This window comes from Taklimakanibacter lacteus (assembly GCA_003576695.1).
Lineage (GTDB): Bacteria > Pseudomonadota > Alphaproteobacteria > Rhizobiales > Aestuariivirgaceae > Taklimakanibacter > Taklimakanibacter lacteus.
On the sequence record QOZQ01000011.1, the window covers coordinates 85416 to 108061 of the forward strand.

General features: G+C 63.7%; 20 protein-coding genes and 1 tRNA gene. 13 read left to right on the plus strand and 8 right to left on the minus strand.

Annotated features, from left to right (window positions below):
* Position 1 precedes the first annotated feature (1 nt).
* Positions 2-703, plus strand: a complete 702-nt coding sequence (locus DT068_RS21635) for a gamma-glutamylcyclotransferase (protein WP_368904957.1) — start codon at positions 2-4, stop codon at positions 701-703.
* A 28-nt stretch (positions 704-731) separates the two neighbouring features.
* Here the strand turns inward: DT068_RS21635 and DT068_RS21640 are convergent, their stop codons facing one another.
* From DT068_RS21640 to DT068_RS21650, 3 genes are read right to left on the minus strand one after another with little or no spacing between them, the layout of a single operon-like run.
* Positions 732-1745: a sugar-binding protein gene (locus DT068_RS21640; RefSeq protein WP_119391977.1), complete on the minus strand. Its 1014-nt coding sequence runs from the start codon at positions 1743-1745 to the stop codon at positions 732-734.
* Between the two features lie 37 nt (positions 1746-1782).
* Positions 1783-2763, minus strand: coding sequence for an ABC transporter permease (locus tag DT068_RS21645; protein ID WP_162914374.1), 981 nt, complete (start codon positions 2761-2763; stop codon positions 1783-1785).
* A gap of 57 nt (positions 2764-2820) precedes the next feature.
* Positions 2821-3564, minus strand: coding sequence for an ATP-binding cassette domain-containing protein (locus DT068_RS21650; protein ID WP_119391979.1), 744 nt, complete (start codon positions 3562-3564; stop codon positions 2821-2823).
* Positions 3565-3730: 166 nt separating this feature from the next.
* On the opposite strand from DT068_RS21650, the gene DT068_RS21655 reads away from it, so the two are divergent.
* The 5 genes from DT068_RS21655 to DT068_RS21675 are packed head-to-tail and all read left to right on the plus strand — an operon-like array spanning position 3731 to position 8572.
* Positions 3731-4939, plus strand: a complete 1209-nt coding sequence (locus tag DT068_RS21655; protein WP_119391980.1) for an ROK family transcriptional regulator — start codon at positions 3731-3733, stop codon at positions 4937-4939.
* A gap of 18 nt (positions 4940-4957) precedes the next feature.
* Positions 4958-6037: a Gfo/Idh/MocA family protein gene (locus DT068_RS21660; RefSeq protein WP_119392108.1), complete on the plus strand. Its 1080-nt coding sequence runs from the start codon at positions 4958-4960 to the stop codon at positions 6035-6037.
* Complete coding sequence (locus tag DT068_RS21665; protein ID WP_119391981.1) at positions 6037-6873, plus strand: sugar phosphate isomerase/epimerase family protein; 837 nt, start codon at positions 6037-6039, stop codon at positions 6871-6873. Before DT068_RS21660 ends, DT068_RS21665 begins: the two co-directional genes overlap by 1 nt.
* Entirely contained in the window at positions 6870-7673 is an 804-nt protein-coding gene (locus DT068_RS21670; protein ID WP_368904960.1) for an alpha/beta fold hydrolase, read from the plus strand. Before DT068_RS21665 ends, DT068_RS21670 begins: the two co-directional genes overlap by 4 nt.
* A complete protein-coding gene (locus tag DT068_RS21675; RefSeq protein ID WP_119391982.1) occupies positions 7670-8572 on the plus strand; it encodes an ROK family protein in 903 nt (300 codons plus the stop codon). Before DT068_RS21670 ends, DT068_RS21675 begins: the two co-directional genes overlap by 4 nt.
* Positions 8573-8582: 10 nt before the next feature.
* On the opposite strand, the gene DT068_RS21680 is transcribed toward DT068_RS21675, so the two are convergent.
* On the minus strand, positions 8583-8867 hold the full coding sequence (locus DT068_RS21680) for a hypothetical protein (protein ID WP_119391983.1): 285 nt from the start codon (positions 8865-8867) through the stop codon (positions 8583-8585).
* 1 nt (position 8868) lies between these two features.
* Entirely contained in the window at positions 8869-9738 is an 870-nt protein-coding gene (locus DT068_RS21685; RefSeq protein ID WP_119391984.1) for an NAD-dependent epimerase/dehydratase family protein, read from the minus strand.
* A 204-nt stretch (positions 9739-9942) separates the two neighbouring features.
* Here DT068_RS21685 and DT068_RS21690 point away from each other — a divergent pair, with 204 nt between their 5' ends.
* Positions 9943-14664: a hypothetical protein gene (locus DT068_RS21690; protein WP_119391985.1), complete on the plus strand. Its 4722-nt coding sequence runs from the start codon at positions 9943-9945 to the stop codon at positions 14662-14664.
* Between the two features lie 67 nt (positions 14665-14731).
* Here the strand turns inward: DT068_RS21690 and DT068_RS21695 are convergent.
* Together DT068_RS21695 and DT068_RS21700 are read right to left on the minus strand one after the other, a co-directional pair.
* Positions 14732-14806, minus strand: a tRNA-Val gene (locus DT068_RS21695).
* A gap of 102 nt (positions 14807-14908) precedes the next feature.
* Positions 14909-15715: a triose-phosphate isomerase gene (locus DT068_RS21700; RefSeq protein ID WP_368904963.1), complete on the minus strand. Its 807-nt coding sequence runs from the start codon at positions 15713-15715 to the stop codon at positions 14909-14911.
* Positions 15716-15774: 59 nt separating this feature from the next.
* On the opposite strand from DT068_RS21700, the gene DT068_RS21705 reads away from it, so the two are divergent.
* From DT068_RS21705 to DT068_RS21730, 6 genes are all read left to right on the plus strand, one after another.
* On the plus strand, positions 15775-16602 hold the full coding sequence (locus DT068_RS21705) for a phosphogluconate dehydrogenase C-terminal domain-containing protein (protein WP_119391987.1): 828 nt from the start codon (positions 15775-15777) through the stop codon (positions 16600-16602).
* A 30-nt stretch (positions 16603-16632) separates the two neighbouring features.
* The gene (locus tag DT068_RS21710; protein WP_119391988.1) at positions 16633-17574 is read left to right on the plus strand and encodes a D-ribose ABC transporter substrate-binding protein; all 942 of its coding nucleotides are present in this window, start codon (positions 16633-16635) and stop codon (positions 17572-17574) included.
* A 70-nt stretch (positions 17575-17644) separates the two neighbouring features.
* The gene (locus tag DT068_RS21715) at positions 17645-18274 is read left to right on the plus strand and encodes a DUF2291 family protein (protein WP_119391989.1); all 630 of its coding nucleotides are present in this window, start codon (positions 17645-17647) and stop codon (positions 18272-18274) included.
* Entirely contained in the window at positions 18271-19827 is a 1557-nt protein-coding gene (locus tag DT068_RS21720; RefSeq protein WP_119391990.1) for a sugar ABC transporter ATP-binding protein, read from the plus strand. Before DT068_RS21715 ends, DT068_RS21720 begins: the two co-directional genes overlap by 4 nt.
* 3 nt (positions 19828-19830) lie before the next feature.
* Positions 19831-20868, plus strand: coding sequence for an ABC transporter permease (locus DT068_RS21725; RefSeq protein WP_119391991.1), 1038 nt, complete (start codon positions 19831-19833; stop codon positions 20866-20868).
* A gap of 1 nt (position 20869) precedes the next feature.
* Positions 20870-21904, plus strand: coding sequence for a Gfo/Idh/MocA family protein (locus tag DT068_RS21730; protein ID WP_119391992.1), 1035 nt, complete (start codon positions 20870-20872; stop codon positions 21902-21904).
* Positions 21905-21909: 5 nt separating this feature from the next.
* On the opposite strand, the gene DT068_RS21735 is transcribed toward DT068_RS21730, so the two are convergent.
* Entirely contained in the window at positions 21910-22614 is a 705-nt protein-coding gene (locus DT068_RS21735) for a transcriptional regulator NanR (protein WP_119391993.1), read from the minus strand.
* Between the last annotated feature and the right edge of the window lie 32 nt (positions 22615-22646).

Below are 22646 nucleotides of genomic sequence, written 5' to 3' on the forward strand. Positions count from 1 at the left end.
CATGAAACAAATGACGATGGCGTTGACGCCGGAGCTCGTGGCGCTGTGCGAGCGTCAGGTGGCGGATCCGGGCATCGATCCGCGCTGGCTCACCGAAGCCGAGCTCAGGATATTCTCCGACAGTCTGGTGGCGCAGCGGCCCTCTGGTCCGTTCTGGATCTTCGCTTATGGATCGCTGATCTGGAAGCCGACCTTCGAGAGTGTGTCGCGCCGGCGCGGGACGGCGAAAGGCTGGCATCGCTCCTTCTGTCTCGAGCTCGAAAGCTGGCGGGCGACGCCGGAGCAGCGCGGCTTGATGATGGCGCTGGATCATGGCGGCAGCTGCGATGGCGTATTGCTGGAAGTTCCGGAAACGAACTTGTTCGAAACGGTATATGGCGTCGTCTGGCGCGAGATCAGCTTCGAGCATGAATTCAGGACCGCCCGCTGGCTGACGGTCACGACCAAGGATGGTCCGGTGAAGGCGCTGACCTTCTGGGCCGGTCCCAAGGGCGAAGGCATATTGCGCAAGCTGCCGCCCGAGAAAGTGGCGCAGGTCATTGCGCGCGCCTGCGGCCATCTCGGCTCCAATGCCGCCTATCTCTACAACACCGTCGTGCATCTGGCGGAAGCGGGCATCCGCGATCGCAATCTGTGGCACCTGCAAAAGCTCGTGGCGCAGGAGATCAGGGCAATTCACGGCAGAAGCGCCCCGGCTCCGTGACGAGCCGGGGAGCGTTTGGTGAGCGGGCTCAGTTTCCGACCTTGCCGCAGGTCGTCAGGGCGTTCTCCGGCGTGCAGACTTCCGTGCCCGTCTTGATGAAGGGCTCCACCGGCTGGCCCTTGGTCAGCTTGTCGAGCGACTTGATCGTCTCATAGCCCATGTCATAGGGACGCTGGCCGATATTGTAGTGGCTGAGGCCCTCGGCGAGGAGCGGCAGTTGCGGGCCGAAATTGTCGCCGAAGACGACGACAAGATCCTTGCTGTCGAGGCGCGCTTTCAGCGGCTCCATCGCCTGCTTGTAGGCTTGCGGCGCATATTGCGCCCAGCCGCCCACCGCGACAAAGGTGGTGAGCTCCGGATTGTTGGTCATCACGTCGCGGACCTGCTGGGCGGCGAGTGTGATGTCGTCATTATTGTAGACCGGGCAGCCCGCGGGCTCGGTCCAGCCATTCTGGCCGGTCAAAGACTCGACCGGCTTGTCGCGCGTCGAGCCGGCGAGCGTGTCGCGGATACCCTGGACGCGCGCCTTGAGATTCTCGGAAGCGGGCGCCCCCGACTGGATGCATACGGTGCCGCCGCTCTTCTTGTGCTCCAGCACCTTCTGCGCGAGATTCACGCCGAACTCGTAATTGTCGGTGCCGATATAGGTCGAGCGGAGACCCGCATCCTCGGGCAGGACGTCGGTATCGAAGGTGACGACGGGGATGCCCTTGTCCTTGGCCATCTTCATGATGCGGGCCATCGCCTTGGGATTGCCGGCAGAGACGCCGAGACCGGCGACGCCGCGGGTCACCATGTCCTGGGCGAGCTGCACCTGCTTGGCTTCGTCATATTCGGTCGGCCCGATATAGGTGCATTTGACATCGCCGAGCTCCTTGGCCGCCGCCTGGCAGCCCTGCTCGATCGGCGGGCTGAAGGCGTTGTTGAGAACCTTGAAGACGAGGGCGAATTCGCGCTCCTCGGCATTGGCCTGTATCACCGTCATGCCCAAAGCCAGGCAGGCCAGTGAAATTGTGGTTTTCAGTCCGGTTGGTAGCGACATCTGGGGTTCCTCCGTTTGTTGCCGTTCCTGTCCGTTCTCAGCGACGCAGAGAGCGGATTCGTTCGAGCAGGACCGCCGCGAGGATGAAGCTCCCCACGAATGTGCCCTGCCAGAAGGGATTGACGCCCGCGATCAGGAGGGCGTTGCGAATGACCTCGACGAGAAGTGCCCCGATCGCGCCGCCCAGCGCCGAGCCGGTGCCGCCGGTCAGCGAGGCGCCGCCGATGACGGTCGAGGCGATGACCTGCAGCTCATAGCCGGTGCCGATGGCATTGGTGACGGCGCCGAGCCAGCCGACCAGGAAGACGGCGGTCACCGCCACCATGAAGCCGCTGAAGGCATAGGCCGAGATCTTGATCAGATCGACCGGGATGCCGGCGAGGCGGGCGGCGGGTTCATTGCCGCCGATGGCGAAGAGATAGCGGCCCCAGCGCGTCATGGTCAGCAGGAAATGCAGGACGATGAGGCCGACGATCAGGGCGTAGACGACATTGGGCAGGCCGAATGTATAGCCGCCGCCGATGGCGATGATCGACTGGGTGGACTGGCCGAACTCGTAGAACACCTGGTTGTTGGTGATGATGAGGGCGAGGCTGCGCCCGATCGACAAGGTGGCCAAGGTCACGATGAAGGGCGGCAGGCGGAAATAGGCGATGATCGCGCCGTTCACGGTGCCGCACAATATGCCCATCAGCAGGGCGCCGAGGATGCCGATGACGATCGGCACATCGGCGTTGAGCAGCACGCCCAGCGTGACCGCGCACATGCCGAGGATCGAGCCGACGGAGATGTCGATGCCGCCGATGATGATCACCGGCGTCATGCCGAGCGCCATGATGGCGATGAAGCAGGCATTCTGGAAGACATTGAGGAGATTGCCGGAGGTCGCGAATTTGGGCGAGATCATCGACACGATCAGGCCCAGTATGAGGATGGCGAGCGCGACCCAGGCCTCCTGCGACATGAGGAGACGGTTCCACCAGGGCCGCGAAGATCCCTTGAGCAGGTCGATGTCCATGCTGGGCGGGTTGGGTGAGTTCATCGCGTGCCTCCGGTGGATTTGCGGGCAGGGCGCTCAGGCCGACTGGATGGCGCCAGTGATGAGGCCGGTGACTTCTTCGGGACTGGACTGGCTGATCATCTTGTCCGCCACCTTGCGTCCGCGCCGCATCACGACGACGCGGTCGCAGACCTCGAACACATCCGGCATGCGGTGGCTGATCAGGATGACCGACAGGCCCTGGTCCTTCATGCGGCGGATGAGGGCCAGAACCTCGGCCACCTGACGAACACTGATCGCGGCGGTCGGCTCGTCCATCAGCACGATCCTGGACCGTGAGAGGCGGGTGCGGGCAATGGCGACCGCCTGGCGCTGGCCGCCCGACATGCGGTTGACCAGATCGGCCGGCCGTGTTTCGGATTTGAGCTCGCGGAAAAGCTCGGCCGCCCGCGAGTTCATGCCGCCATGGTCGAGAACCCTGAGGGGACCAAGGCGGCGCATCATCTCGCGGCCGAGGAAAACATTGGCGGCCGCCGTCAGGTTGTCGCAGATCGCAAGATCCTGATAGACGACCTCGATGCCTTCGCGGCGCGCATCGGCGGGACCTGAGAAGCTCATCGGCCGGCCCTGGAAGAGGAAGCTGCCGGAGGTCGGCTGGAAGTTGCCGGCGATCGTCTTGACCAGCGTCGACTTGCCAGCGCCGTTGTCGCCCATCAGGCCCAGGACCTCGCCCTCATTGATGTCGAGCGAAACATTGTCCAGGGCCCGGACAGCGCCGAAATCCTTCACGATATGCTCGAGGCGGGCCAGAAGGGCCATGTCGTCCTCCCATCAATTTGCTTTTTCAAAAAACAAATCATCCTTTGGCACATGGGTCAATAGTCAAGATTCCGCATTATTTTCGCTGCAATGCACAATCGAATTGCTCTTTGACGCCAAAAGATGAGTGATTTAGTATTTTTGTCTTACAAATCTGGAGAGGATTTTGCCCGAATCGTCCGAATTGCGACCCAACGAAACGCGAGCGCTCGCGGCCTTGTTCCGCGCCGGCGCCTCGAGCCGGGCGGCACTGGCCCGCGATCTCGGCCTGACCCGGTCGACCACCGGCATATTGGTGCAGTCGCTGGCGGAAGCAGGTCTTGCGCGCGAACGCTCCGACACCGCCATTGCGGAGCAGGATGGCGAAGGCCGGGTCGGCAGGCCGGGAATTCTTGTCGAGATCGACGGAGACGGCGCCTTCTTCCTCGGCGCCTATATCGGCGTGAACTGGATCATCGTGGTGGCGATCGATCTTGCCGGAAAGGTGCGCGGCCGGGCGTCGCGGCCCTTTGCCGGGGCGGGCAGCGCGCCTGAGGATGCCGTTACCATCGTTGCGGCGCTGGTTGACGAGGTGATCGCCCAACTCCCGCGCGATGCCCGGCTCTCCGGCCTCAATGTGGCCGTTCCGGGCTTTCTCGACGCAGATGGAACGACCTATCACGCCGTCATACTCGGATGGCATCGCATCAATCTCGCAACCCTGTTCGCGCGCGTGCTGGGTCCGGACATGCCGGTCCTTCTGGAAAATGATGCGAATGCGGTGGCGCTCGCCGAAACCTACCGACGGCGCCCGGACGACCAGGCGTCGGGCGACAGCCTCGTCGTCCTGATCGAGAATGGCGTCGGCGGCGGCTTCATCAGCGGCGGGCGGCTGCATCGCGGCCATCTGCGCGGCGCCGGCGAGATCGGTCACATGCCGCTTGGCGATGAAGGTTTCATCCATGACGCGCAGCGCCCGGGGCGGTTCGAAACCTATGTCGGCAAGGATGCGCTATTGGCGCGCCATGCCTATATCGGCAGGCGGGCGGTGACCTTCGACATGTTCCTCGCGGCACTCGCGGCCGGTGAATCCGCCGCGGTGAAGGCGGCCGGCGATTGGGGACGCTGGCTGGCGCGCGGGCTGGCGGCGCTCATCTGCACCTTGCAGCCGGAGCGCGTCATCCTCGCGGGGTCCGGCAATGAAGTCTATCCGTTCGTCGCCACACAGGTGAAGGCGTTCCTGTCGACCTATCTGGTCGAGGGCTATCCCGTGCCCTCTATCGAACTGTCGCAAAGCGGTCCCGATGGACCCGCCATCGGCGCCGCGTTCCTTCTTCATCAGGCCGCATTGTCGGCCGATCCGCCGTTCCAGCTGCGCAATGCCGCCGCGCGTTGACTCACAGGAGACTTCATGATGCCGCAAAAAGACCAGACCCGGCTGCGCATCGGCGTCCTGGGCTGCGGTCCGATCGCCCAGGCGGCCCATTTCGAATCCTGCGTGAAGGCGCGCAATGCCGATCTCCATGCGATCTGCGACGTCGCCGACGACCTGCGCCAGCGAATGGCGGCGACTTATGCGCCGGAGAAGAGCTATGCCGATTACGGCGAGATGCTTGCCGATCCGAAGGTCGATGCGGTGATCGTCGCGACGTCGGACAGCTTCCATGTCAGCGCCTGCGAGATGGCGCTTGCCGCCGGCAAGCATGTGCTGTGCGAGAAGCCGCTCGGCGTCAGCATCGAGGAGGTCGAGCGGTTGCGCGCCTCGGTGGTGCAAAGCGGCAAGATCCTGCAGGTCGGGCACATGAAACGCTTCGATGCCGGCATCCAGGCGGCCAAGGCCTTCATCGACACTGAAATGGGCCAGCATCTCGCCTTCAAGGGCTGGTACTGCGACAGCACGCATCGCTATGCGATGACCGATGCCGTCCAGCCTACGATCATCACCAGCGCAAAGGCGCGCAAGCCGGCGGGCGATCCCAAGGCGAACCGCCGCCAATATTACATGCTGGCGCATGGCAGCCATCTGCTCGATACGGCGCGTTTCCTGTTCGGCCCGATCGAGACGGTCGAGGCGCGCCTCACCGAAAGATTCGGCGCCTATTGCTGGTTCATCACCGTCGTCTTCGCCGACGGCACTGTCGGCCATCTCGATCTGACGGTCGCCGTGCGGATGGACTGGCATGAAGGCTTCCAGATCTATGGCGAGAAGGGCAGCATTCTCGGGAAGACCTATAATCCCTGGTACTACAAGAGCAGCGATGTCGATATCTTCCGCGAGGCGGATGGCAGCTCGCAGCGCGTGCTCGGGGCCGATGGGCATTTCTATCGCCGTCAAATCGAGGCGCTGGCCGATGTCGTGCTCAAGGGCGCGCCCATGACCGGTGCCGATGTCGAAGACGGCATCGCCTCGGTGCGCGGCATGATCGCCATCGCGCGCTCGGTCGAAAGCGGCGGCCGTGCCGTGCGGCTTGCCGATGTCGACGGGGCGGTGTGATGGAGATCGGGATATTCGCCAAGACCTTCGAGACGATCGGGGCGAAGCCGACCCTCGCGGCGGCAGCGCAAGCCGGCTATTCGACCGTGCAGTTCAACATGGCCTGCCTTGGCCTGCCCTCCATGCCGGATGGGATCGAGCCCGGCATGGCCGCAGAGGTCGCAACAGCTTCCAGCGCCACCCGTGTCGGCATCGCGGCGGTGTCGGGCACCTATAATATGATCCATCCGGACAGGGCGGTCCGCGCGCGCGGACTGGCGCGGCTCGACGTCCTGGCCGCCGCCTGCGCCGATCTCGGCACGCGGCTCATCACCCTGTGCACCGGGACGCGCGATCCGGACGATCAATGGCGCGGACATCCCGGCAATGCCGAGCCTGAGGCCTGGCGGGATCTCGTTGCCGAGATGAAAGCCGCCATTGCGATCGCCGAGCGCCACGACATCGCGCTCGGCATCGAGCCGGAAATGGCGAATGTCGTTTCAAGCGCCCGGCAGGCACGCCGTCTGCTCGATGAGATGGCGAGCCCGTGCCTGAAGATCGTGCTCGACCCGGCCAATCTCTTCGAGACCGCGGAGGAAGGCGAGCGTCGTGACCTGATCGAAGAGGCCGTCAGCCTCCTTGCCCCGGATATCGCGATGGCGCATGCCAAGGACAGGGCCGCCAATGGCGACTTCGCCACTGCCGGAAGCGGCGTCATCGATTTCGCGCATTTCATCCGATGCCTGCGAAGAGCGGGCTTCGACGGCCCCCTGATCACCCATGGTCTTGCGGCGGGGGAAGCTCGAAGCGTGGCGATGTTTCTGTCAGGCCTTCTGGCGGGAGCGCACAATTCGTGATCTCGTTCTTCGCCCATGATGGTGTCGAGCTTTGCTATCGCGATGGCGGTGCCGGCGACCCCGTCCTTTTCCAGCATGGCCTTGGCGGCGATGAGAAGCAGGTTGCCGATATTTTTCCCGACATGCCGGGATATCGGCGGATCACGCTCGAATGCCGCGGGCAGGGGCGCTCCGGCTTCGGCCCGCCGGAACGTCTTTCGATAGCAACCTTCGCGGATGATCTCGCTGCCCTGGCCGGCAAGCTCGCCCTCGATGCTGTGATCATCGGCGGCATTTCCATGGGGGCTGCGATTGTGCTACGGCTCGCGGTGCGCGGGAATTTTAAGGTCCGCGCCCTGGTGCTGGCGCGCCCGGCCTGGGTGACGCGGCCGGCGCCCCTCAATATGAAGCCCTATGCGCTGGTGGGTGAGCTGATGATGCGCCATCCCGCCGATGAAGCCTCCCGTCTCTTCGCCGAGAGCGCTGTCGCCCGAGAGCTTGCGCAGCATGCGCCTGACAATCTGGCGAGCCTGCACGGCTTTTTCGCCAGGCCCCAGGCCAAACAGTTTGGCGCGCTGCTGAAGACCATCGCGGCCGATGGGCCGGGGGTCACGGAAAGCGAGCTGCGGGCGATCGATGTGCCGACGCTCGTCATCGGCCATGGCCGGGATCTGGCACACCCCCTTGCCTATGCCGAAGAACTGGCCGACCTGATCCCCCATGCGCAATTGCGCAAGATCACGCCCAAGGCTGAAAGCGCCGACGCCTACCGGTGGGATTTCAAAGCAAGCCTTGAGGAATTTCTGGAGTCGATCCGATGAGGCGGGCAGCCGACGAGACCATAGCCGTTGCCGAGATCGGCGGAACGTCGGTCAAGATCGGCTTCGTGCATCTGGGCCACCCTTCCGGCTTCACGCGGACCTGGCCGACAACCGGCTTGCGGCAGGGGGCGACGGTCGCGCATCTCGCGGCTTTGCTGCGCTCGACTGCCGATGAAGCGGGGCTCAAGCCCGACCGGGTGGTGGCCACGGTGCCGGGCTTCATCGGGCGTGACTTCGACACGGTCCTGCATGCCGCCAATGTGCCTGAGCTCGAAGGCATCAAGCTTGCTTCCGAGCTCACTGCCGAACTCGGCCTGCCGGTGCGGCTCGAGCGCGATGTCGTGCTGCAGCTGCTCGGCGAAAGTGTTGCTGGCGCGGTCAAGGGCGAAAGCGAAGTCCTGGCGGTCTATCTGGGCACCGGGATCGGCGCGGCCTATCTCGGCAAGGCCGGCATCTTCCGCGGCGGCGGCTGGGCGCTGGAGATCGGGCATATGCCCGTCTATCGCTCGCGACTGACGGATGCGCCGCAGCGCATCGAGGCCTATGCGTCCGGCGCCACTCTTGCCGACCTTGCGGCGCGCCATGGGATCGCCGTGGCCGACCTGTTCCAGGCTTCGGCTGGTGTGATGCAGCTCGCCGAGGCGCTTGACGATATCCTCTGGCACCAGGCCGTGACGATCGCATCGGCTGCGACATTGTTCTCGCCGCGGATCATCCTGCTCGGCGGCGGGGTGATCGAGATGAGCGGCTATCCGCGCGCGCTGCTCAAGCAACGCATCGCCCGATGCCTGCCATGCTCCGAGCGGATGCCGGCGCTCGACATCCGCTGGGCGAGCCTCGGCTGGCAGGCGGCGATCCACGGCGCCGTCCTTGCGGGCCATGACGAGGATCCGCACTAGCGGTGTTCTCTCAGGCCAGCGACCGGACCAGCTCTTCCCATTCCTCGGCAAGGCTCAAGGTTGAAGGTGTGGCGCGGCAGCGGCGATACCAGTATTCGGCATTCGACTGGTCACCTTCCTTGCGATGGAGATAGGCATGCACGCGCATGCCGTCCTGGTCGTCGCGGGCCTGCGCGCATTCATGCGCCTTGTCCCAGTTGCCCTTGCCGTCCCACCACAAGGCCTGCAAAGCGAAGCTCAGGCTTTGCGGCGGCTCGGGCTTCGTCAGCGATTCCTTGAAGGACGGGACATCCATCTCATTTCGCCTTGCGCCAGTCATATTCCGGCTTGTAGCCCAGCACGCGCCTGGCCTTCTCGATCGAGATCAGCGATTCATGCGGCTGCAACGGACGCTTGCGTTTAGTGCCGGGAAACACCTCGTCGAGCAGCTCATCATTCGACTGCGTCATGACGGAATCGTTGTTGGCAATGCCGAAGACATGGGCGCCGGTCAGCTTTGATTCAAGCGACAGGCGGATGGCCTGGGCGGCGTCGCGGGCGTCGATATAGGTCCACAAGTTGAAATGACGCGAGCGCGCATCCTTCTGGTAGGCCGGGAATTTCGCATAGTCCTGCGGCTCCTGGACGTTGGAGAAACGCAGTCCGATGATCTTGGTCCCGTCATCCCAGCGGGCGAACTGCTCGGCCATCTTCTCGCCGAGGAGCTTGGAGAGCGAATAGGACCATTGCGGCAATTCGATCTCCTCATCGACCGGGACATATTGCGGCCCACCGGGATAGGGGATGCCATAGACGGTCTCGCTCGAGGCCCAGACGACATTGCGGATCTTGAGGCGGCGCGCCGCTTCGAAGACATTGTAGGTCGAGATCATGTTCACATCGAAGATGACATGATCGGGCGCCTCTCCGGGCGAAGCGATGGCGCCCAGATGAACAATGCCCGTCACCTGTTCCTCGACACGCGTATTGATGCCGGAGAAGGCGGCCATGACCGCGCCGAAATCGGTGATGTCGGCGCGGGTGAAATTGACATCGGTCGGCTTTGGCGGATTCGAAAGCCCCGCCGGCCGCGCCATATCGATGGAGGCGACCTTGTAGCCATGCTCCATGAGGTCCTTGACGCAGGCGCGCCCGACCTTGCCGCTTCCGCCGGTGACGATGATCATGCGACTTCCCCGATATGAGATGAAGAAGGGGATTGTTTAGCGGTTCGTGGCGAGGGGAATCAATATGTATGATGAATCAATTGGTTGGGATCATTCCCCAGGATGATCGAGCGGGGAATGAATCCGCGTTCATTCAAGGTTCATCATTGCTTACGTATGGGTAGTGGTCTATTGGGCAGGTGTTGCAACCGTGGGAGATCGTGCATGCGATACCTGGGCTTGCTTCTTGTCCTCTTGGCGGCATTCGCAACATCTGCGGCCGACGCCCAGGACAATGCCATCCTCACGCGCGGCGAAGCGGTGGTCACCGGTTTCTCGGGGACGAAACCTGCCGATCCGCCGCCCGCCGCCGGCAATGCGCTGGATGAAACCTTCATCGATCCCGATGGCGCGTCGGCGCAGATCCTGAAGCTCGAGCCGGGCGCGCCGCCCCAGGGCCAGCTCGTCACGGCGCCTCCCGTTCTCAGCGTGAAAGCGCGCGATGTCGGCCAGCTATTCGCCGTCGCGCTCGATGACAGCTTCCTTCCCGGAGTGTCGCCCAACATTTATCTCGGCGCGACCTCGGCGTTCGGGCTGCAGATCGTGGCGCCCGATTCCGATGGCGACGGACGGCCCGAGCGGGTGAAGAAGGGCCAGCCCGACGCGCAATGGATGGCGGGGCAATTCGGTCTCGACAAGGGCGGTGGACCTGGCTCGATCTACAAAATCGACGGGATGACCGGTGCGGTCTCGCTCTTCGCGACGATTCCCGGCAATAGCGGCCCTGGTCTGGGCGACATTGTCTTCGACCGGGCAACACGGCAGTTCTTCGTCTCCGATCTCGACACGGGATTGATCCATCGCCTGGACGCGGCGGGGACATTGATCGACACGTTCGATCATGGCCTGATGGGGCGGCCGGCCGCCGGCCTTCCCGCCGTCGCCGATGACGGCGTCGCCATGGATATCAAGGCGCCGGCTTTCGACAGCGAAGATTCTTCCACCTGGGGCTTCACCGCACCAGAACGGCGCGTCTGGGGCCTCGGCCTCAGGGCAGGGCGCCTCTATTATGCGCCCTTTGCCGGTCCTGAAATCTGGTCCGTGTCGATCAATCTCGACGGCACTTTCGGCGCCGATCCGCGCCGCGAGATCGAGGTCTCGGGAACGCCCGGCAATCATCCGATTTCCGACATCGCCTTCGACACTCAGGATCACCTGTATGTCGCCCAGCGCGGCGGCATCAAAGGCAGCTACGACTATTCCGTGTTCGCCGATACAAAGCAGTCGGTGGTGTTCCGCTTCGCGCGGGAAATACCGGACGACGAAGTGACGCCCGGAATCTGGGTGCCTATACCTGACGAGTATGCTGTCGGCTTCCCGCCCGATCATCGCAACACGTCAGGCGGCGTGGCGCTGGGCTATGGCTACGACCAGGCTGGAGCGATCCGGCCCGGCGCTTGCGACATGACGGTCTGGATGTCGGGTGACTCCTTGCTCGACAATCCCGTCACCCATGGCCTGCAGGGCAGTGACCGCGCGCTGACGCGGCCAGACAATGAACCGCCGGCGAAATCCTATTTCGTCGGTTATGACGGCCGCAGTGGCGATCCGCGCCAGCAGGGCCATGTCGGTGATGTCGAAATCTGGCAGCCCTGCGAAGAGCGGGCGGGCATCGACACCTATTCACCCGTGGCCGACCTGCCGCCCGATTTTGTGCCGCCGTTATATGTTCCGCCGGGCGAAATTCCGCCGGATGGCTGGCAGCCGGAGGATACGCCGCCGGTCGGCACGCCGGACTGGACCTACAATCTGCGCCTCGACAAGAAGACGGTGCCTGACGCGTGCGTCGCGGGCGGGCTCGGCTTCCTGTGCGATTATGTGATCCGGGTAACGAATGAGGGGCCCGATGCCTATTTCGGTCCGATCGTCGTCAACGACAAGCTGCCGGCGGCGCCGGCGGGCGCGGTGATGACAGTCACCAACGCGCCGCCCTGGTTCTGCATCCCGCTCTCGCCTTCCGAGCAGCAATGCACCTATGCTCCGGCAGGGCTTTTCCCCGGCGAAAGCATCGATCTCCATGTCACCGTCGATCTCGCCGTGGCGGCGCCCGTCTGCCATCTGGACAACCTTGCCGGCCTCGTCTGGCCGCCGGGCCTCGGCGACATCGATCCTGCGGATGATTTCGATCTGGCAACGGCGACGATCCCGGCCCCGCACTGCCCGCCGCCCGCCGGCGAGACGACCAATCTGAAGATCTGGAAAAATCCGGTTGCCGATCTCTGCACCGACAAGGGTCCCTTCTTCGAGTGCAAGTATGTCGTCGTGGTGCGCAATATCGGCGCCGGCATCTACAATGGGCCGGTCAAGGTCGAGGACACCATCCCGGCGGGCGCGACCGCAAGCTTCTCGCCGGCCGCGTGGAACTGCGCCGGTCCTGCGCCGACCTATAGCTGCGAGCGCGGTCCGCTCGTGCTCCTGCCCAATCAGGCGGTGAATCTGAACGCCATTGTGAAGGTTCCCAAGAACCTTGCCGGGCCGTTGAGCTGCAAGGCCGAGAACAAGGCGAAGATCGTCGAGGCTGCGGGCGGCAGCAACCAGAATACCGACGCCACCGACGATGAGGCCGATGCCACGATGATCCTGCCGGGTGAGCTCGCGCAATGCCCGAATCTGGATGCCATGAGCAATCTCAAGATCACGAAGAAGAAGCCGGACGGCGAGTGCCCCGTGATCTTCGGCAACTGGATGTGCCCGTACAAGATCACGGTGCAGAACTTCGGCCAGGCTTACACGAGCCCGATCCAGTTCTTCGATGCCTTGCCGTTCGGCACACCCGCCGGCGCCACCATCGCGTTCCAGGCGCCGGCCGGCTGGAACTGCGGCGGCCCGGTCCTCTTCCCGACTCTCTATCAGTGCAGCAGCAACAACCCCAACCTGGCGCATAAGGGCAAGGCCGAATTCACGGCGACGGTGAAGATTCCCGTCGCCCCCGTGGCGAAATGCGAGGTCACGAACAATGTCGTGATCTCGAAGGCTCCGGGCGGCACATTGCTCAACTCCTTCGCCGGGGATGATACGAGCTCGGCCAAAGCGCAACTCGGCGCAGCGCTTGCGCAGGGCATCTGCCTTTCCAATCTCAAGCTCAAGAAAACCGGCCCGGCCGAGCCGTGCCCGGTCTCCGGCGGCAATTGGGAGTGCAAGTTCAAGGTCGCGGTGCAGAATTTCGGCGCGGACTACAAGGCCCCGATCCAGTTCGTCGACGCCTTGCCCTTCGGCTCGCCCGCCGGCGCGACGGTAACGTTCCAGCCGCCCGCCGGCTGGAATTGCGGGGGACCGTTCCTCAACCTTTACCAGTGCAGCAGCAACAATCCCAACCTTGCGCATCTGGGCAAGGTCGAAATTCCGGTCACCGTCAAGGTTCCCGTGGCGCCACTGGCGAAGTGCGAGATCACCAACAACGCGAAGATCATCAAGGCGCCAGGTGGAACGCCCGACAACTTCTTCGCGGCAGACGATACGAGCTCGGCCAAAGCGCAGCTTTCGCCGGTATTCCCGCTGGACGGGAGCCCGCTCATCTGCGTCGCCGCGGCCATGGGTGGGCCCGAGCAACCGCCGCTCACGGCGCCCGAAGGTCAGGAGAGCAATCTCTCGATCAGCAAGGCGGCCGGTGCCAGCCAGGCTACCGCGAGCGGACAGAACACGAAATTCACCATCACGGTCACCAATGAGGGACCAGGCGTCTACAAGGCGCCGATCGAGCTGCGCGATACGCTGTTCGATGGCGCCATCGTCGAGCCGTCGAATGGCAGCTGGTCGGATCCGTGGGTCTGCGAAGGCCAGTCCGCGCTCGGTCATCCGGAGCAGGGAATCTGCAAGCACCCGGAAGTCGAGCTTGATCCGGGCGAGAACGTCGTGCTCGAGCTTGAGATCGAGGCGCCGAACAGTTTCGTCGCGCCCTCCGGCTCGCAGGTGAAATGCGGCTACAAGAACAAGGCCGAGATCACCAGGCCCGCCGGTGGCAGCCCGAAGAATACGAATGCAGGCGACGACACTGCCTTCGCCGAAGCCAAGTTCGCGCCGTTCGAATTGCATGGCACGACCTTCTGCGGGCTTGGGCTGACGACGCCGCCGGCATCGCAAAGCTGCCCGCAAGGCTGGTCGCGCACGCCGATCGCCGGCAAATGCTGCCCGCCCAATTCGCGCTGGAATGGCGAACGCTGCAGCCGCGTCAAGGTGAAGACGCCGGAAGTATGTCCGGAGAACACAGTAGGCAAGTATCCCGATTGCCGCGAGATCGATGTGCCCGAGCGCTGCAGGGGCGGCATGGAGCGCGTCGATGGCGAGTGCCAGTGCCCGAAGGGGACGCGGTTCATCGATGGCAAGTGCCGGATCCCGACATCGGAACCGAAGAGCTGCCCGGCGGGCACCAGGGGCAAGTATCCCGATTGCCGCAAGATCGACTGCCCGGCGAACCAGCGGTGGATCGACGGCGCGTGCCGCTGCGCCTATCCGCTCAAGTGGAACGGCAAGCGCTGCGTGGCCGAAGAGCCGAAGACATGCCCGGCGGACTCGGTCGGCAAGTACCCGAACTGCCGCTGCAAGCGCGGCACGGTCGGTGAGCCCGGCAATTGCAAGCGCATCGTCGAGCCCAGGAAATGTCCGGCGGACTCGGTCGGCAAATATCCAAACTGCCGCTGCAAGCGCGGCACAGCCGGCGAGCCTGGCAATTGCAAGCGCATCATCATCGAGCCGCGCAAATGCCCGGAGGGCTTCCGGGGCACGCCGCCCAACTGCAAGCGCGTGATCCCGCCGCGGAAGCTGTGCCCCGAGGGCTTCAGAGGCGTGCCGCCTAATTGCCAGCGCGTGATTCCGCCCCGCCGGCTGTGCCCTGAGGGCTTCAGGGGCGTGCCACCCAATTGCAAGCGGGCCGGCACCAATCCGGGTTAGTCAACAACGCGCCGTGGCAAATGTCACGGCGACTGCCTCTGTCAACTATTTGGGATCCGGGAGAAAATGGTGGGCGGTACATGGATCGAACATGTGACCCCCACGATGTCAACGTGGTGCTCTACCGCTGAGCTAACCGCCCACACCATTTGCCTGAAGCGGGGCCGGTATATCGGGAAGACGATTTGATTGCAAGCTTTCGGTGGGCTCAATGATTGCCTGCGGTTGGCGTAAGCTTTTAATCCTATAACGCCTGCTCCGGCTGCCTTTCCCGCACCGTCTCCTTCACTGCCCGGATGATGTCGAGAAAGCCCGAGACCTGCCAGGCAGCGCGGCCGATGAACAGGCCGTCGATCTCGGGCTCAGCAATGAGCGCCCGGCAGTTGTCGAGATTGACGCTGCCGCCATAGAGCACCGGCACGTCCAGCCCGCAAATGTCGCGCGCTACCTGTTTGATATGCGCGTGCTGTTGGTTGGCGAACCGGGGCTCCGCCGGCGTGCCGCCTTCGCCGATCGACCAGACCGGCTCATAGGCAATCACTATATTCGCGCTGGCGGAGGCCGGTACCTGGCTGAACAAAGCACGCGTCTGGCGCTCGAGTGCGTCCGCCGTCCCGCCTGCCGCAAACTCCTCCTTCGTGTCGCCAATGCAGACCAGCGCCAGGAGCCCGTGCCGGATCGCGGCGGCGACCTTGAGGGCGACGGCTTCGTCGGTCTCGTTGAAATGCATGCGCCTCTCGCTGTGGCCGATCTCGACCAGCGCCGCGCCGCAATCCCTCAGCATCGGGCCTGATATTTCCCCGGTCCAGGCGCCCGCATCGTTCCAATGCATATTCTGCCCGCCGACCGAAACGGAAGTCCCGGCCAGTATCCGGGCGACGTCGCGGATATAGGGGAAGGGCGGAAGGACGAAGACCTTCGCCTCCTCGAATGTGTCGGCCGGCGCCGCGGCCAGGCTCGCCGCATAGCCGGCCGCCTCGGCGCCGAGCTTGTTCATCTTCCAGCCCGTGCCGATCCAGGGAATCTTCTTCTTGTGCATTGCTGATGACATACTTATTGACTCATTATACCAGTAGCTGATATGCCCATCCCCGACAAGAGGTGGATGAGATGTCGACGATCGCTCTTTTTGGCGCGGGCGGAAAAATGGGGCAGCGCCTGTCGCAGAACCTGGCGAAGTCCAGCTACAAGGTGCGCCATGTCGAGGTGAGCGAGGCCGGCAAGGCGCGGCTCAAGGAACGCTTCGGCGTCGACTGCTGGACGCCGGACGAGGCGATCAAGGGCGCCGATATCGTGGTGCTCGCCGTGCCGGACACCGTCATCGGCAAGGTCGCCAGGGGCATCGTCGACAGGCTGGGCCCGGGCACGCTCGTCGTCATCCTCGATGCGGCCGCACCCTTCGCCGGCCATCTGCCCGAACGCTCCGACATCAGCTATTTCGTCACCCATCCCTGCCATCCGCCGATCTTCAATGACGAGACCGAGCCCGCGGCCAAGCGCGATTTCTTCGGCGGCATCGCCGCGAAGCAGCATATCGTCTCGGCCCTCATGCAGGGGCCGGAGAGCGACTATGCCCGCGGCGAAGCAGTGGCGAAGACCATTTGGGCGCCGGTCATGCGCTCGCACCGCGTGACGGTCGAGCAGATGGCGATCCTCGAGCCGGGCCTATCGGAGACTCTGTGCGCCTCGCTTCTCGATGTGATGCGCGAGGCGCTCGACGAAGTTGCCCGCCGCGGCGTGCCGCGCGAGGCGGCGCGCGACTTTCTCCTGGGCCACATGAATGTGCTGGGCGCCGTCATCTTCGAGGAAACGCAAGGGGTGTTCTCGGATGCCTGCAACAAGGCGATCGAGTTCGGCAAGCCGGTGCTGATGCGCGACGACTGGAAACGCATCTTCGAGATGGACGAGATCGCCGCCAGCATAGAGCGGATAACCTGAAGCAGAACGTTCAACCAAAGGGAGGAAACTATGTCGAAATTCTCACGCCGCCTGGTGATTGCCGCCATGGGAGGCATGCTCGCCTTCTCGACGGCGCTTTCCGCGCGGGCCGCCGACCTGATCGCCATCATCACGCCCTCGCATGACAACCCCTTCTTCAAGGCGGAAGCGCAAGGTGCCGAAGCGAAAGCCAAGGAGCTCGGCTATGAAGTGCTCGTCGCCAGCCATGACGATGACGCCAACAAGCAGTCCGAGCTGATCGACACCGCCATCGGGCGCGGCGCCAAGGCCATCATCCTCGACAATGCCGGCGCCGATGCCTCGGTCGCCGCCGTCCAGAAGGCCAAGGATGCGGGCATTCCGTCCTTCCTGATCGACCGCGAAATCAACGCCACCGGGGTCGCGGTGGCGCAGATCGTGTCCAACAACTATCAGGGCGCCCAGCTCGGCGCCGCCGAATTCGTCAAGCTGATGGGCGAGAAGGGCACCTATGTGGAGCTGGTCGGCAAGGAGTCCGACACCAATGCCGGCATCCGCTCCAAGGGCTATCATGACACGATCGATGCCTATCCCGACATGAAGATGGTGGCGCAGCAATCCGCCAATTGGAGCCAGAAGGAAGCCTTCGACAAGATGGAGACCATCCTGCAGGCCAATCCCGACATCAAGGGCGTGATCTCGGGCAATGACACGATGGCCATGGGCGCCATCGCGGCACTCCAGGCGGCCGGCAAGAAAGATGTGATCGTGGTGGGATTTGACGGCTCGAACGACGTGCGCGACTCGATCCTGTCAGGCGGCATCAAGGCCACGGTCCTGCAGCCTGCTTATGCGCAGGCGCAGAATGCGGTGGTGCAGGCGCATGACTATATCACCACCAAGAAGGCGCCGGCGCAGGAGAAGCAGCTGATGGACTGCGTCCTCATCAACGGCGAGAACGCCAAGTCGCTCGAAACCTTCGCCTTGAAGTAATACTCCCTGAGACTTGGCGGGATGGACCGGCTACTCCGGTCCATCCCGTTGCTTTGTTTCTCGAGATCCCATGAAGCGCACCAGACTCATCATCCTCGCATGTACCGTGCTGCTGGCGGGCTGCAAATTCGTGGTAACCGAGAAAAAAGGCGGTGACGCCGGCGGATCGGGCGCCACTGCGCCCGAGCAGCAGGTTGCCGAGATGTGGGATGCCAAGGTGCTGCCCTATCTCGAAGCCAAGGCGGGCGATTTCAAGACGGTGAGCGAAGCGGTGCGCACCAATGCCGAAGCGGCGGGGGCCACCTATGGCAACAAGGAAAAGCAGGCCTCCTCGCCCTGGACGGTGATCGTCCGGCTGGAAGGCAAGATCGTCGCCGCCAATACGGAATCGCGCGCCGGCTCCATCGATGTCGATGCCGACGGCAATGGCAGCGCCGATGCCCGGGTGCAGATCGGTCCGGTGATGCGCGGCACTTCCTTGCGCGACAGCCTCGACTTCGTGTCCTTCAACCAGTTCACCAACCAGATCGACTTCGCGCAGTTCGGCAAGGCGTTCAACCTGCATGTCGACAAGACCCTGACCTCGAAGCTGCCGCGCGACCAGCTGGTGGGCAAGACTGTCTCGGTGCTGGGCGCCTTTCCGGTCGAAAACGGCAAGGACCTGCCGCTCGTCACGCCGGCGAAGATCGAGCTGAAATGACGGTCGCGGGTGACAGCGCCAGGGACGATGTCATCCTGAGGCTGGAAGACATCACCAAGGTCTATTCCGGCACGGTTGCCGTCAAGCAGGCCTCGCTCGACATCAGGCGCGGCGCCGTCAATGTGCTGGTCGGCGAGAATGGCGCCGGCAAGTCGACGCTCATGAAGATCATTGCCGGGGTCGAGCAACCGACCCTCGGCCGCATCCTTCTCGAGGGCCAGCCCGTCACCATCCCTTCGGTGGAAGCCGCCAATGCGCTCGGCATCTCGATGGTGTTCCAGGAGCTGAACCTGCTCGGCAATCTTTCCGTGGCCGAGAACATCTTCATCACGCGCGAGGTCACCTCCTGGCCCAGGGGCATCGACCATGCAGCGCAGATCAGGCGCGCCACAGCCTATCTCGACAGGCTGCAGGCGGGCATCAAGGCGGATTCGCTCGTCGAGGACCTGATGATCGGCCAGCAGCAGCTGGTGGAAATCGCCAAGGCGGTGTCGCTCGATTCCAAGATCATCATCTTCGATGAACCGACATCGGCGCTCAGCGCCGCCGAAGTCGAGATCCTGTTCCGCGTCATTGCCGATCTCAAGGCGCGCGGCGTCGCGATCGTCTATATCTCGCACCGTCTCGAGGAGCTGATCCGCATCGGGGACTACATCACCGTCCTGCGCGATGGCCGCATCACCGGCCATGAGGTGATGAAGAATGTCGACACCAAGTGGATCGTCCGCCAGATGATCGGTTCGGACGCCAAGGATTTCGCCAAATCGGCCGAGCATGTGATCGGGGATGAGGTGTTCCGCTGCGAGGAGATCAGCTTGCCGCGGCTCACCGGCGGGCTGGCCGTCGACCATGTTTCGCTTGCCGTCAGGAGCGGCGAGATTCTCGGCATCTATGGGCTGATGGGGGCGGGGCGCAGCGAGCTTCTCGACTGCATCATCGGCCGCCACGCCCATGCGACCGGCAGGATATTCATCGGCGGCAAGGAAGCGCAGGGGAAGGACACTGCCGGGCGCATCGCCGGCGGCATTGCGCTCATCCCCGAGGACCGCCAGCGCGACGGGCTGGTGTCGATCCTCTCCATCGCCGCCAACCTGACCTTGTCGAGCCTCAGGCGCATCGCGAGCCCGTTCTTCATCGACGGCAAGGTGGAAGACAAGGAAGTGCGGTCGGCCATTGCGAGCCTTTCCATCAAGGTCGCGGATCCGGCCTTCGAGGTGAGCTCGCTGTCGGGCGGCAATCAGCAGAAGGTGGTGATCGGCAAGGCGCTGATGACGCATCCGCGGCTGCTTTTGATGGATGAGCCGAGCCGCGGCATAGATATCGGCGCCAAGGCGGATGTGTTCCGCACCATGCGCCGGCTCGCCGCGGAAGGCATCGGAATCATCTTCGTCACCTCCGATCTCGACGAGGTGATGGCGCTGTCCGACCGCATCGCGGTGATGAGCAACGGAAAGCTGATCGCGGTGCGCGATCGCAGCGAACTCACGGAAACCGACATCGTGTCCGCCGCGGCGCGGGGCCACGGACCGCACAAAGCGGCAATGGGAGCTTGAAACATGGCTAGTCTGGATCGCGGCGCGGTCGTCCTCAATCTCATGAAGCTCAGGACCTTCATCGCGCTCTTCGCCGTGCTGATGTTCTTCTCCGTCGCCGCGCCCAATTTCCTGTCGACGGCGAATTTCATCCTGATGTCGAAGCATGTGGCATTGAACGCCTTCCTCGCCATGGGCATGACCTTCGTCATCGTCACCGGGGGCATCGACCTCTCGGTCGGTTCGATCGTCGGGCTCTGCGGCATGACGGCGGGCGGCCTTCTGCTCCATGGCATAGAGCTGCCGATCGGCTACACCGTCTATTTCAACGTCTTCGAGGTTGTCCTCATCACCCTGGGGGTCGGGGTGTTCATCGGCGCCATCAATGGACTGCTGATCACAAGGCTCAATGTGGCGCCCTTCATCGCGACCCTCGGCACGCTCTATGTCGCCCGCGGCGTCGCGCTGCTCGTCTCTGATGGCGGCACTTTCCCCAATCTCGTCGGCAAGGCGGAACTGGGCACGACCGGCTTCGGCTGGCTGGGGGCAGGGCGCATACTGGGCCTGCCGGTCTCGATCTGGCTCCTGCTGGTCGTCGCTCTCGCGGCCGCCTATCTGGCGCGCTACACGCCGCTCGGCCGCCATATCTTCGCCGTCGGCGGCAATGAGCGGGCGGCGCGGATGTCGGGGGTGCGGATCAACCGCGTCAAGATGTTCGTCTATATGTTCTCAGGCTTCTGCGCGGCAATCGTCGGGCTGATCATCTCCTCCGAGCTCATGGCGTCGCATCCGGCGACCGGCGAAAGCTTCGAGCTCAATGCCATTGCCGCCGCCGTGCTGGGCGGCACGTCGATGTCGGGCGGGCGCGGCACGATCGTCGGTACGATCGTCGGCGCCTTCGTGATCGGTGTCCTGTCCGACGGTCTCGTGATGATGGGGGTGAGCTCCTTCTGGCAAATGGTCATCAAGGGCATGGTCATCATCTTCGCGGTGGTCGTCGACCAGGCGCAGCGCCGCCTGCAGCAGCGGGTGACGCTCATGCAGATGGCGAAAGCGGGCTGAGATGAAGGAGCTGCGCGGCGCCCTCATCGGCTGCGGCTTCTTTGCCGTGAACCAGCTGCATGGCTGGAAGGATGTGCCGGGCGTCGCCATCGTTTCCCTGTGCGACCGCAATCCGGAGCGGCTGAAGCTTGTCGGTGAGCAGTTCGGCATCACGGCGCGCTATAATGATGCGCGCGAGATGCTGGCGGCCGAAAGGCCGGATTTCGTCGATATCGCCACGACGGTCGAAAGCCATCGGGCCCTGGTCGAATTGGCGGCGAGCTTGCGCATTCCGGTCATCTGCCAGAAGCCCTTTGCGCGGACGCTCGGTGATGCCAAGGCCATGGTCGAAGCCTGCGGACAAGCGCAAGTGCCGCTCATGGTGCATGAGAATTTCCGCTGGCAGTCGCCGATCCTGAAGGTGAAGCGGGCGATCGATGAAGGCCTGATCGGCAAGCCCTTCTGGGGGCGCGTTTCCTTCCGCTCGGCCTATGACGTGTTTTCCGGCCAGCCCTATCTGGCGGAAGGCGAGCGGTTCATTGTCGAGGATCTCGGCATCCATGCGCTCGATGTGGCGCGATTCCTGCTCGGCGATGCGCAGGATGTTTCGGCACGGATCGCGCGGGTGAATCCTAAGATCAAGGGCGAGGATGTGGCGACGGCGCTCCTGAACCACGGTAATGATGTGGCTTCGGTCGTCGATTGCTCCTATGCCACTCTCCTGGAGACCGAACCCTTTCCGGAAACGCTGATCGAGATCGATGGCAGCGAGGGGACCATAAGGCTCAATCGCGGCTATGAGCTGGTGGTGACAAGCCGCAAAGGCACCAGGCGCGAAGATGTCTCGCCGGCGCTTCTGCCCTGGGCGTCGCGGCCCTGGCATAATATCCAGGAAAGCGTGCTGCTCATCCAGCGGCATTGGGCGGACTGCCTGCGGGCGGGCAGGGAACCCGACACGTCCGGCCGGGACAATCTCCAGACATTGGCGCTGGTCGAAGCCGTCTATGCGAGCGCCAGAACGGGCGGGACGGTGTCCGTGCCTGGCCTGTTGCGGTGATGAGCTCAATTCGACAGGGAATAAAGATTTCGCGAGCGTTCGAGATGCTTCACCATGGCTTTCTCGGCACCATCGGCGTCGCGTGCTGCAAGGTGCTCGATGATGTCCTCATGCTCGGCAAGGGTGTATTTCTCCTTGCCGGACCAGATCAGAAGCTCGGTATGATAGACCTTGAGCCACCCCAGCAGCGCCTCGCTGACACCGACAAAGATCGGGTTGCCGGAAATGGCCGCGATCTGGGTGTGGAAACGCATGTCGGCGGCGATGAAGAGATCCGCCTTGCCGAGCAGGCCCTTCTGCTCGGCGAGCGTCTGGCGCAATTCGGCAATCTGCTTCTTCGTCGCCTTCTTCGCCGCCTCGCGCACCATGCCGCGCTCGAAGAACAACCGGGCGTTCTTCAGATTCTCGAGCGAATCGGGCGAGCGCGACAGCATGATGTGAGCGCTCTGGTCCACCTGGCGGATGATCGACAGGGGCGTCAATTCGAGAACGCGGGCGCGCTCGCCATGGCTGATGGCGACAAGGCCCATATTGCCCAGAAGCTGCATGGCCTCGCGAATGGCGGGGCGCCCGACGCCAAAGCGCTCCATCAATTCGCGCTCGGAGGGCATCTCATCGCCCGGCTTCATGCCGCCTTCGATGATCAGGCGCTTGAGACGCTCAAGCACTTCGTCGGAAAGCTTGCGTTTGACAATGCGGTCGGTCTGCATGGGCTCGCCAATCGGCTTGTGGACTCAACTCA

Coding starts and splice junctions, on each gene's coding strand:
- DT068_RS21685 (WP_119391984.1), bottom strand. CDS start 9,738: ATGATCATCGTCACCGGCGGAAGCGGCAAGGTCGGGCGCGCCTGCGTC.
- DT068_RS21730 (WP_119391992.1), top strand. CDS start 20,870: ATGAAGGAGCTGCGCGGCGCCCTCATCGGCTGCGGCTTCTTTGCCGTG.
- DT068_RS21735 (WP_119391993.1), bottom strand. CDS start 22,614: ATGCAGACCGACCGCATTGTCAAACGCAAGCTTTCCGACGAAGTGCTT.
- DT068_RS21690 (WP_119391985.1), top strand. CDS start 9,943: ATGCGATACCTGGGCTTGCTTCTTGTCCTCTTGGCGGCATTCGCAACA.
- DT068_RS21680 (WP_119391983.1), bottom strand. CDS start 8,867: ATGGATGTCCCGTCCTTCAAGGAATCGCTGACGAAGCCCGAGCCGCCG.
- DT068_RS21705 (WP_119391987.1), top strand. CDS start 15,775: ATGTCGACGATCGCTCTTTTTGGCGCGGGCGGAAAAATGGGGCAGCGC.
- DT068_RS21720 (WP_119391990.1), top strand. CDS start 18,271: ATGACGGTCGCGGGTGACAGCGCCAGGGACGATGTCATCCTGAGGCTG.
- DT068_RS21645 (WP_162914374.1), bottom strand. CDS start 2,763: ATGGACATCGACCTGCTCAAGGGATCTTCGCGGCCCTGGTGGAACCGT.
- DT068_RS21665 (WP_119391981.1), top strand. CDS start 6,037: ATGGAGATCGGGATATTCGCCAAGACCTTCGAGACGATCGGGGCGAAG.
- DT068_RS21650 (WP_119391979.1), bottom strand. CDS start 3,564: ATGGCCCTTCTGGCCCGCCTCGAGCATATCGTGAAGGATTTCGGCGCT.
- DT068_RS21675 (WP_119391982.1), top strand. CDS start 7,670: ATGAGGCGGGCAGCCGACGAGACCATAGCCGTTGCCGAGATCGGCGGA.
- DT068_RS21715 (WP_119391989.1), top strand. CDS start 17,645: ATGAAGCGCACCAGACTCATCATCCTCGCATGTACCGTGCTGCTGGCG.
- DT068_RS21660 (WP_119392108.1), top strand. CDS start 4,958: ATGCCGCAAAAAGACCAGACCCGGCTGCGCATCGGCGTCCTGGGCTGC.
- DT068_RS21635 (WP_368904957.1), top strand. CDS start 2: ATGAAACAAATGACGATGGCGTTGACGCCGGAGCTCGTGGCGCTGTGC.
- DT068_RS21700 (WP_368904963.1), bottom strand. CDS start 15,715: ATGTCATCAGCAATGCACAAGAAGAAGATTCCCTGGATCGGCACGGGC.
- DT068_RS21640 (WP_119391977.1), bottom strand. CDS start 1,745: ATGTCGCTACCAACCGGACTGAAAACCACAATTTCACTGGCCTGCCTG.
- DT068_RS21725 (WP_119391991.1), top strand. CDS start 19,831: ATGGCTAGTCTGGATCGCGGCGCGGTCGTCCTCAATCTCATGAAGCTC.
- DT068_RS21710 (WP_119391988.1), top strand. CDS start 16,633: ATGTCGAAATTCTCACGCCGCCTGGTGATTGCCGCCATGGGAGGCATG.